The organism is Brevibacillus borstelensis (assembly GCF_037834415.1).
In the GTDB taxonomy this organism is placed as follows: domain Bacteria; phylum Bacillota; class Bacilli; order Brevibacillales; family Brevibacillaceae; genus Brevibacillus; species Brevibacillus borstelensis_A.
Window position 1 is genome coordinate 96127 of the sequence record NZ_JAUMSJ010000016.1, and the last position, 9620, is coordinate 105746.

The following is a 9620-nucleotide window of genomic DNA, read 5'->3' on the forward strand; positions in this document are numbered from 1 at the left end:
CTGTGGCAAGGTAGGAAAGCGATGTTATACAAGAGAAAATTAGCCTGCTTACGACCTCTTACTGCAAAATAAACGATGGCTATTAGGCACCCGCGATTCAGGGTGCTTTTAAGTTGGAGCGGTTCTGTTGACGTTGAGGATAAAAATTGATTAAGATCACACTACCGATCAAAGAGTAGAAAGATTGCGTTCTGATGTTTAGAGTGAAAGAAAAACGCAAATCGCAGCCTAAACTGGAGTTGGAGCACACACACAGCGGTGACTACGCTTTTGAAGGCTCCGGCCACCTGCCTATTGCTTAATGGGTATTTCCATAAGTCTTTTTTAAAAACCTCTTGCAGGAAGTGTATTCCACTGATAATCTATAAATGTAATTAAATGGAAATTTCGGAGGGAGAGAAGATGCTGAGTAATACATTCAAAAAGCTTCTACTATGTGGTGTTGCTGTTCTTCTGCATTAACATTTAGCTCTCAAGCTGCATTCGCGAATGAAAACACACAGACTGGAATCCAGAAACTAAGTCAGGAGAAAGTTCAAACCCAAGCACAAGCCCAAGGTCAGGTTCTTCTTTCGTTTGATATTTCTAGATTAGATCGTTGGCATAACTCAGACACGTTCTTTATCGACTCAACGAAATCAGTAAAGCTACAAGTCCGTACAGCTAATATATATTGGGCTCCCGTGTATCCGGATTCAAAGGTCAGTATTGTTAGAGTCAGTGACCGAAAAAGTGTGTCCATGTCGATTGTTGCAAGAGATTATAAGGAAGAAGACTTTATTCTAGAGCCCGGCACGTATTACTTAGAGTTTGTTAACTATGCAAGTGTTCCGGTTTATATGAGAGGTTCCTTGCTTGAAAATTAACAATTCTCAATATCAATAGAACGAATGTGGGTGAAATGCAGTGCGTCAGTTTGCTGATCCTGACACCCGCGACGTTTTGTTTAATGAGTAGTAAATACTCCGGCGGCCAGATGAAATCGTAAAGGTTTTCCGGCCCCTCCGACGCAGCTCAAAATTCGTGAAGCTGAAAGCCAGCCATATAGCGAAGCGACGGCTCAGGAAGCTGTCACTTTCTGGGGTTGGCTTTTTGCGGAGAATCGCATCGTATGTAAGCGAGGGGACGAAGCTTAGGCTTTTATGCAAGGTATGAAGAGGATGCAGTCCAGCAGCCGTTGCCCTTGGCGAAGAATCTATCCAATCGTCAAGCATTCACGCCGCATCCCGGCTTCCCACTTCAGCTTTTTATCAGCCGCTATTGCTCGTTTAAACAGTAAGGCGGCGCTTCACGGGTTTCTGCGATGAAATCATGATCCTCTGGACTCTCATTTCCACCTAGCTCTATCGCGATTTCTCCATTGGCTACCCAAGACCCTGTAGCAGCAATCTGCAAAGATCCAGATCCTCCTCTGCGTCACGTGTTCTTATTTCCAACTCACGTCCTGAATGCATCCTGTTCCCCTCCCTAATTCCAATGACGACCTTGGGAACAAACGTAATGTTTGTTAAACGGTTGGTTTATGCTGTAACCAAAGTGTTTTGTAAGAATGGCTGTGTTTCATTTGAATTTAATACCCTTGACCCAGGCTTATCTTGTGCAGGTTACAGGAAACATGATAAAATATTTCCACAAATTTGAAATAGGAGGATTTATTTTGAAAAAAAGGGCAGTTTCTTTGTTAGTCGCACTGATGTCGATTGCCAGTACCGCATATGCTTTGCCTCAAAATGGTAGTTCTGTTCACTACCCATCAAACCTGGTTATTCCGAGTGAATATCAAGTATTCGATTCGGGTGCAATGGACAACATTGGACATATTAAGGATGATTTATACCTGCTAGAGCAAAACCACAAGGCTGCAGATACAACTTATGCTTTTTTAGGGAAGAAGAATGGAAAAGTGGTTAAGATCGATGCAATGCAATACGGCCCAAACAGTGAAAACATTTTTTTCGGGGTACTGGACACTATCAAAGATGAGAAAGATGGAAACCTATACCTCCTTGTGTATTACATGATGCATAAGAAAAATTCAGATGGAGGTGTCGATCCGGATTATATTCAGGTGTCAGTACTGAAATACCAGCAAGCTAGCTTGGTTGAAGTGGATAAACTTACCACCGAAAAATTACCTGACATGCACATTCTAGACTTTTCCTATGATGGTCTAAAGTTGTGGGCGAGTGTGCTTGACACTACAACTGGTGAGGAAAAACACGTTAAAACCGATCTATACAAATGGGATTTCAAAACACATAAGATCATTCCTATCAGTAATAACTGAAAACCGTATATTCTTTTTACGCCAAACAGCATTCGGTGTGTCTCTGTTTCAAAAGGGGCACACCCTTTTCATTGTTTCTGTAAAAACTCGTGAATTCTTGCTTTGGCCAGCTTCCTGTTCATTTTTTCGGATATGCCTTTGGCTCAAGAGTATTTAGAACCTCTACATTTAACAAATCGTGTGGTTTATTACCTGAAATTTCCTATCATATCCTGAAGATTGATTTACGCCGTGTGCGATGATATTCGCCCGAACGGTGCAGGCTAGAAAATATATCGTAATTTCCATCAACAATCCCTTAGGAAACCCAAGGTTTTTTTCAGTAACTATCGTGTTGAATTGAGCAGTTCCAGTTCTTCCGATCCAAACGGGTAAATCTCATCTGGTTGGGCAATATGGGCAACCAATCCTATTTCGTGCAGTCTGAGCAACCAGTCTTTCCTTTAAATATTGCCGGCCGTAGGATGATAAGGAGTGCGCTCAGTTCGTGTTCCATGTCGTCACGATTGTTTAGGCGACGTGACGTGCTTTTCACACCGCTATATTGCGATCCAGCGCCCTGTATCGGATAGCTTCTGCCACGTGCGCGGATGCAATATCAATCGCTCCAGCCAAATCGGCTATCGTCCGGGCCAGCTTTACGATCCTGTCATATGCTCTCGCGCTCAGCCCCAGTGTTTCAAACGCCATCTGAAGGAGCTCCTGCCCTTCTTTATCCAATTTGCAGCAACGGCGCAGCTCTTCTCCGTTCATGGCGCTGTTGAACGGTGACGCTGGGCGTTTCGCAAATCTCTCGCTTTGAACAGCCCTGGCCGCCTCTACTCTCGCGCGAATTTCGGCTGAACTCTCGGCTGCGTTCCTTTCGTTCAACAGCTGCACCGGGACCCGGGGCACTTCGAGATGAAGATCGATTCGATCAAGCAAAGGTCCGGAGAGCTTGGCGCGGTATCTGAAGATTTGTTGTGGCGTACATGTGCATTCACGCTGGTCTTTTGAGCCGAAGAATCCGCACGGACAAGGATTTAACGATGAGATCAGCAAAAATCTGGCGGGGTACGTAAATACATGCCGGGATCTGGCGATCGTGACTACTCCCGATTCCAGTGGCTGCCGGAGCGCCTCCAATACATGCCGGGAAAACTCTGGCAGCTCATCAAGAAACAAGATTCCGCCATGTGCCAGGCTGCATTCCCCCGGTCTTGGACATTGCGCTCCGCCCCCAACGAGCGCAGCTGTCGTAACGGTGTGATGCGGCGAGCGAAACGGCCGCTCCCGGATGAGTCCTCTTTTCTCCGTCAATTGTCCGGCGATACTGTAAATTTTTGTAACATCATACGATTCGTCCAGATTCATTTTTGGCATAATCGAGGGCAAGCATGTCGCCAGCATCGTCTTTCCCGAGCCGGGTGGCCCTATGAGCATGACATTGTGAAAACCGGCAGCCGCCACTTCAAGGCCCCGTTTGACAAAAGTCTGCCCGTATACGTTGGCGAAGTCGGGCAAGGAATGACCGGAAGAAGAGTCGGCTGGACAGTCCTCCACAGCATCCGGCGCTTCCAAGGTAGTTGACCAATACTTTACAGCCATACACAAACTGGCAGCAGGAAGCACTACCAGTTCTGCCAATTTTGCCTCGGCCGCGTTTTGTTCAGGCAGGATCACATGTGTAAACCCTTCTGCCTGTGCCTGCAGCAAAATGGGAAGAACTCCGCTGACTGGCCGCAAAGAGCCGTCCAGGGCAAGCTCTCCCAGCAGCAAAACAGCCTCTTTTCGCGGTTGGATTTGTTTGGAAGCAAGCAGGATTCCCATCGCGATGGACAAATCAAAGCCGGAGCCTTCCTTTCTCAGGTCAGCGGGCGCGAGATTGACTGTAATCCGCTGCATCGGATACTCAAAGCCGGAGTTGCGAAGTGCGGCCCTGACGCGATCCCGCGATTCCTTCACAGCTGAACCCCCCAAGCCGACCAGATCAAACTGCGGCAGTCCATTTGCTATATCGGTTTCAACAGCGACCACCATACCGTTGATCCCGTAAACGGTTCCAGAAAAACTGCGTGCGTACATAGGACAAGTATCACCTCTTGCTGCCACTGTAGGAAAAGATAGCGGTGGCTTGCAAAGAAATTTTCCGGGAAGGGGATGTGGACTGCTGATTCAGCATCGAGCCTCTCCTTTTATTCCATCTTTTCAGAATAAGAGTGGTCTGGGCTTCTTTCTGCTTCTCCATACGGACGGAAATCTTACCGCCAGCTTTGGTAATCTCCTTTTCGTATTAGCCGTTGACGTCACCCTTGAGTATCGGGAACACGGCCTTTGCAATTAAATGCAAAAGCCCCTTCTCTACCGTTTCATCATCGGTATCCGAAGAGGTTTCCTCAGTTTCTTCTCGTTTTCCTACTCCCGTACATGGAGAATTCGGTAATTTCGTCTCTTTCAATTTGTGCCCAGGTGTCTGCATCCAGATCGCGTTGTTGTACGTGTTTTGCCGCTCCCTGAAGCCGTGGGCATCCTCAGTATCCGGCTCATACACGACTCTATCAACAATTTGTTTAGAAGCGTCAGCTTTTGTGATTGGGATATCTTTTTGTAATGGTTCCTCACCTTCTTCCTTGATGATTGCAAAAGGATGATTGCAAAAGGCCGACCATTGGCTCCCTTGTCCGCCAAGGAAATAGAGTTTTTCATTAATGAGTACAACTAAGGGAAATCTAAGTAATACTTTTCTCTCCGAGGTGATCCATGAAGATAATAGCGATCGTAATATGCTTATCGATGAGTTTTGGCGTCGGTATGCCCTTTAGTTATGCTGAAAGTAATTACACGCCTCCTGAGCAATCAAAAGAAGAACTGTATCAAGATATCTTTGTATCCTTACTCATGCCGCATATTGAGAAAGCGGTAGATAATTATTACAAAGATTTCTTAACGGAATCACCAACTGTTTATCCATATTTCGTAGATGTCTTAACCGCGGAGAGAATTCAAGGCTATCGCTCTTTCGACTTTTTGGTAAAACTAAAGGTTGTTCCAGTTGTTGGGCCGCATATTGGTGTTGGAATTGACCACCTAACGTTTCGAATAGGTGGAACCGGCACAGTTGAAATGACAAAGTTTCAGCATATAAAAACATTTGAGCTACCGGCACACTGGAAACGCATTATGAAATATAGATAACGGTCCCTGATCAAACAAAGCCTGCATGCTACAACGGCACTGTACGATTTGCTTTGCACTTCCTGCCGGGGCGCCTGGATGCATCAGCTTTTCACCTCCTACTTTGAAAGGCTTGTCGATATCGATTGTTTGGCCGTTGGCCTCTCGATGATCCTTTCGCGACCGCTTGTTGTTGGCAGCCCGCCAGCGCCTTTTCTTGACAAGCCCAGATTGTTCCAGCCCTCCAGCTTGTCGCCGTTTGCCGCCGCAGTGGATAGCATTCGGGAGGGCGACATAGCTCTGGTCATGCTGAAAGGCCCCTCCTCCCGACTCTTTGCCAGCTTGCACCTCTTTCATCAGGACAACCCGCTCGGCTGTGTTCTTCTCCGCCTCAATGGCACGCTTGAAGAACGGGGCAAGTGATCGGCAGCGTATCATTCATGGCAGGAACTAGCTTTTTTAGCTTTTTAGCAAACTTGGCCGCCTTGTTTTCCGGCTCTCACTTGGATCGGTGGATTGTCAACAATTACGGCAGCAAGCAGATGCTTTTGTTGAAGATAAGGCGAGCATGTTGCCTCTTCCACCTCAGCCGTTGGAGTGCTATCGGATGCTACCAGTCAAGAGGTATGCTCATCTTCGCTTCCCCTTTTCAGGTTGCCCATGGTCTATTTTTCTTGGAGAAAAAAACGTTTGGACTCCTTTGAACTGTGCCCCACAAGATGGACACTTTAAAAAAAGTGACCTTCTTGTGGGGCATTTTGTGTTTTAATCAACCTAATTCGAAAAGAGCGGGGGAAAAATTAATGGGCAAAAAAAGGAACAGTGCAAAGATTTTTTCGGAGCATGAAATAAAGCACTGGAGTCGAATCCAAACGTCTTGCATGAAACGGATAAAAGTATTACATATGCTCCAGCATTTAATCTAGCTGCCGTTAAAGCATACATCAGCGATTAAACACCTATGGTGATCTTTCGTAGCGCAGGTTTTGACCTAGATGTCATTGGTCATGAGAAACCCAAGCAGTGCTTAAAACGTTGGCGCAACACATATACAGCTCTTGGAGAGAACGGACTTTTAGAGGAACAACGAGGGAAAGGAAGTACTGGCAGACCAACAGGAGAAAGGTTGTCTACCGAGGAAAAGCTAAAACGTGCCGAAGCCCGCATCAAGCTGCTAGAGGCGGAGAACGACTTTCTAAAAAAGCTCGATGCGCTCGAAAAGCAGAAGATGCAAAGGAAACATTAACGCCTTCCGAGCGCTACCAATTGATCAACCAGACCATCCGTCAACACAACTTGCAGCGAATGACGCGTTATCTGTGGAAGCTTGCTTGTGTGAGTGCGAGCGGTTATTATCGCTGGCGTACTGCCGAAGAGGTTCGCCAGTTCCGTGAGAATACTGATCAAAACGACTTCCGACTTATCAAAGAGCACTTTGATGCTCTTCGTGGCAAGGCAGGAGCTCTTGTGATTAAAATGCGGCTGGAACGTGTAAATGGAATCATTATGAACCATAAAAAGATTCGTCGATTAATGCGCAAATATAATCTTACAGCTACGATTAGGCGTGCTAATCCCTATCGCAAAATGGCGAAAGCAACACAACAGCATCAGATATGCCCTAATCTGTTGAATCGCCAGTTTGACCAAGGGGAGCCAGAGAAAGTACTGCTCACGGATATTACTTATATGCACTACGGTAATGGTCAATGTGCCTACCTCTCGGTAGTCAAAGATGGGTCGACAAAACAGATTGGTCATTAAAAAAGATGACTCCTGATGAATTCAGAAGCCATCTTTTGACTGCCTAGCCAATGGACTTTTTTTAAACTGTCTACATTTAAGGTCACAGTTCACTTTGTCCTTGCTGGGGTCTTTCTTTTTTTACTCTTGAAATATGTGTTAAGTCATTTCTTTTCAAAATGATCTGAGACAAAAAAGCAAACTATCCCAAGTACCGGTAAAATAACCAGATACTTTGGAAAAGGTGAGAGATTGGTTTGGAGGATGATGTGAACGACAATAAGCAGAACCCCTAACAACTTCCAGAACAGTTTTCTCTTAAAAACCGACATTTCCATCTCCTCCACACAATTTCTCTTTGCGACCATAATATTCACCATTCCACAGGGAAACATATTTGAAAAGGAGTGGTGTATCTGAAAAAATTCCTCACCTCACTTATTTTGCTTTGTTACTTACCCACTTTCCCATTAATTGCACTTGCTGAAGAAAAATATCCGGAGCCTCCCATTAGGAAACTTATTAACTGGTTAGACCAATGGTATCGAAAGGGTTTTACTTTAGAAAGGCATATCAGATATACCTGCGAGCAATATGAATCATCAAAAATCGGCGGTGCTACCTGGATTAGAGATTTTCATATTCATGAAGCAAAACAGGTAGGCGATGTGTACATTATTCGTGCCTCATACTCTGGGAAAGGTTCTATTCGCAACGTTGATGCAAAGATTAAGAAACAAGGTGATATCTGGATAAATGAGGAGTTTAGTGTTTCTTATTCCGAATCAAAAGTGGACTGATCTTCACCTCATTTACACAGGCAATGTTGTGTAAAATACTGCCAGCCTGTAATCTAAGACAAATATTTGCTATCTTGCAATGAGGTGTAGATGATGATTTTCCTAAACCATTGATTTTCATTGGGAGAGAAGCGTCATCACCTAAGGCGAGCCGATCACTTTCGTTCTTTAAGTATCCAACATCGACATGACCGAATGAGGCATCATGCGTTTGCTGAAAGGGAATATTTCCATTGCATGAAGGCACATCACCATAGAATGATGATACATCCATTACGTCGTTAATGGCACCACAGGCTTTCTTTATTGGGGGCTATATATTTTACCAGTTGACATCACAGCTATCGTGTTAAATCAACGACATTCCAAAGACTCATCCTGCTCGCAACAATATTTCACACCTTCAATTAGGAGTTGCGCCTGCCTCCATTTCACTTTGTCACCGATCTTCATGCTCTTTTCTCCTTTAGGTATTTTGTTGTCAGATGTTTCGAAACCAAATTCTGTAACTTTCGTATTTAATACGGATGAATAATAATGGGGGTGTAGTGCCTTGGAATTTATTTTCGCGGCTGTCCTCTATGTTTTTGAATTTATCGCTTACGTCGTAGGAATAATCCTTGTAAAAGAAGATCAACTCTAATATCATCTTCGTGGCCAACTCCGTAATGCTCTGTTGCTCGGTCATACGATTTCCACCGTCTCGCATTCGCCTTCACATTCGTCGTCGCTGAGCCAATCCAGAACGGGCTCAGGGTATCCATTTTTCGAAGTAGCTGAAACTCTTTATCGTCATAGGTGATTATTATGAAGATTAAAAACTCTGTAAAAGCGATCATTATAGATCAAGGTAAACTACTCGTTTCGAAGTATGAAGATGAGGTAGAGGGTACTTATTACCTTTTGCCAGGTGGCGGACAAGAACCAGGTGAGACTCTTCATCAAACTTTAATACGAGAATGCCTGGAGGAAACTGGGTTTTCGGTTACTCCGGACGAGTTGCTCTTCATCCGAGAATGCTTTATGCAGTCCAATATCCATCGTGTAGAATTTATGTTTGCCTGTAATCTTAATCCAGATCAACCATTGGATTGCTCCTTATCCGTCTATGACGATAAACAAGTTGGAATTGATTGGTTGCCGATCGGTAATTTGCTCCAACAACCGCTCTATCCTGTCGAATTGCGAGAATTAATTCTTGAGAAGGTAGGCAGTAAACAAACTCCAATTTACGTCGGACAAATTTCATAGTATCTTGTGTGACAAAATATACATTTTGATAAGCAGCCAAGTCAACATGTGTACTATGGGAGATGCAGTTTCTTTTTCATGGATAATTGGGTATGGATTTTACCCAAATCCTCATAATCGGTGAATCAAAATTCGCCCGTCAGTGAAAAAGGCCAATTATAGAGGCGTACGTGATGATAGTCCAACCCCCAGCTCGCATCCAAGCATAATTTATAGGAATTCACATTAGGGGGAATGGAACAATGCTTAAGACCCGACTTCGCCTTCCAAGACTAACACTTTTTAGTGAAGAAAACTATCTGTGAATGCTAATCTAATAATTGACCACCTAGTGGCACATCGCTCATAAAAAAGTTGACCACCTGAGCACCTCTTTCCTGTATCTT

General features: G+C 44.6%; 8 protein-coding genes. 7 read left to right on the plus strand and 1 reads right to left on the minus strand.

Annotated elements, in window-relative coordinates; all coding sequences use genetic code 11:
- The first annotated feature begins 1657 nt into the window (after positions 1 to 1657).
- Positions 1658 to 2287, plus strand: a complete 630-nt coding sequence (locus Q3F21_RS14615; RefSeq protein WP_340254134.1) for a hypothetical protein — start codon at positions 1658 to 1660, stop codon at positions 2285 to 2287.
- Positions 2288 to 2818: 531 nt separating this feature from the next.
- On the opposite strand, the gene Q3F21_RS14620 is transcribed toward Q3F21_RS14615, so the two are convergent.
- A complete protein-coding gene (locus Q3F21_RS14620) occupies positions 2819 to 4351 on the minus strand; it encodes a YifB family Mg chelatase-like AAA ATPase (protein ID WP_340254136.1) in 1533 nt (510 codons plus the stop codon).
- A 675-nt stretch (positions 4352 to 5026) separates the two neighbouring features.
- Here Q3F21_RS14620 and Q3F21_RS14625 point away from each other — a divergent pair.
- From Q3F21_RS14625 to Q3F21_RS14650, 6 genes are all read left to right on the plus strand, one after another.
- Positions 5027 to 5461, plus strand: coding sequence for a DUF3888 domain-containing protein (locus tag Q3F21_RS14625; protein ID WP_340254139.1), 435 nt, complete (start codon positions 5027 to 5029; stop codon positions 5459 to 5461).
- A gap of 78 nt (positions 5462 to 5539) precedes the next feature.
- Positions 5540 to 5863: a hypothetical protein gene (locus Q3F21_RS14630; RefSeq protein ID WP_340254141.1), complete on the plus strand. Its 324-nt coding sequence runs from the start codon at positions 5540 to 5542 to the stop codon at positions 5861 to 5863.
- 538 nt (positions 5864 to 6401) lie between these two features.
- Positions 6402 to 6686: a hypothetical protein gene (locus Q3F21_RS14635; RefSeq protein WP_340254143.1), complete on the plus strand. Its 285-nt coding sequence runs from the start codon at positions 6402 to 6404 to the stop codon at positions 6684 to 6686.
- Positions 6687 to 6775: 89 nt separating this feature from the next.
- A complete protein-coding gene (locus tag Q3F21_RS14640; RefSeq protein WP_340254145.1) occupies positions 6776 to 7204 on the plus strand; it encodes an IS3 family transposase in 429 nt (142 codons plus the stop codon).
- Between the two features lie 389 nt (positions 7205 to 7593).
- The gene (locus Q3F21_RS14645) at positions 7594 to 7983 is read left to right on the plus strand and encodes a hypothetical protein (protein WP_340254147.1); all 390 of its coding nucleotides are present in this window, start codon (positions 7594 to 7596) and stop codon (positions 7981 to 7983) included.
- Between the two features lie 807 nt (positions 7984 to 8790).
- On the plus strand, positions 8791 to 9234 hold the full coding sequence (locus Q3F21_RS14650) for an NUDIX domain-containing protein (protein ID WP_340254150.1): 444 nt from the start codon (positions 8791 to 8793) through the stop codon (positions 9232 to 9234).
- The last annotated feature ends 386 nt before the right edge of the window (positions 9235 to 9620 follow it).

Coding starts and splice junctions, on each gene's coding strand:
- Q3F21_RS14620 (WP_340254136.1), bottom strand. CDS start 4,351: ATGTACGCACGCAGTTTTTCTGGAACCGTTTACGGGATCAACGGTATG.
- Q3F21_RS14625 (WP_340254139.1), top strand. CDS start 5,027: ATGAAGATAATAGCGATCGTAATATGCTTATCGATGAGTTTTGGCGTC.
- Q3F21_RS14630 (WP_340254141.1), top strand. CDS start 5,540: ATGCATCAGCTTTTCACCTCCTACTTTGAAAGGCTTGTCGATATCGAT.
- Q3F21_RS14635 (WP_340254143.1), top strand. CDS start 6,402: ATGGTGATCTTTCGTAGCGCAGGTTTTGACCTAGATGTCATTGGTCAT.
- Q3F21_RS14650 (WP_340254150.1), top strand. CDS start 8,791: ATGAAGATTAAAAACTCTGTAAAAGCGATCATTATAGATCAAGGTAAA.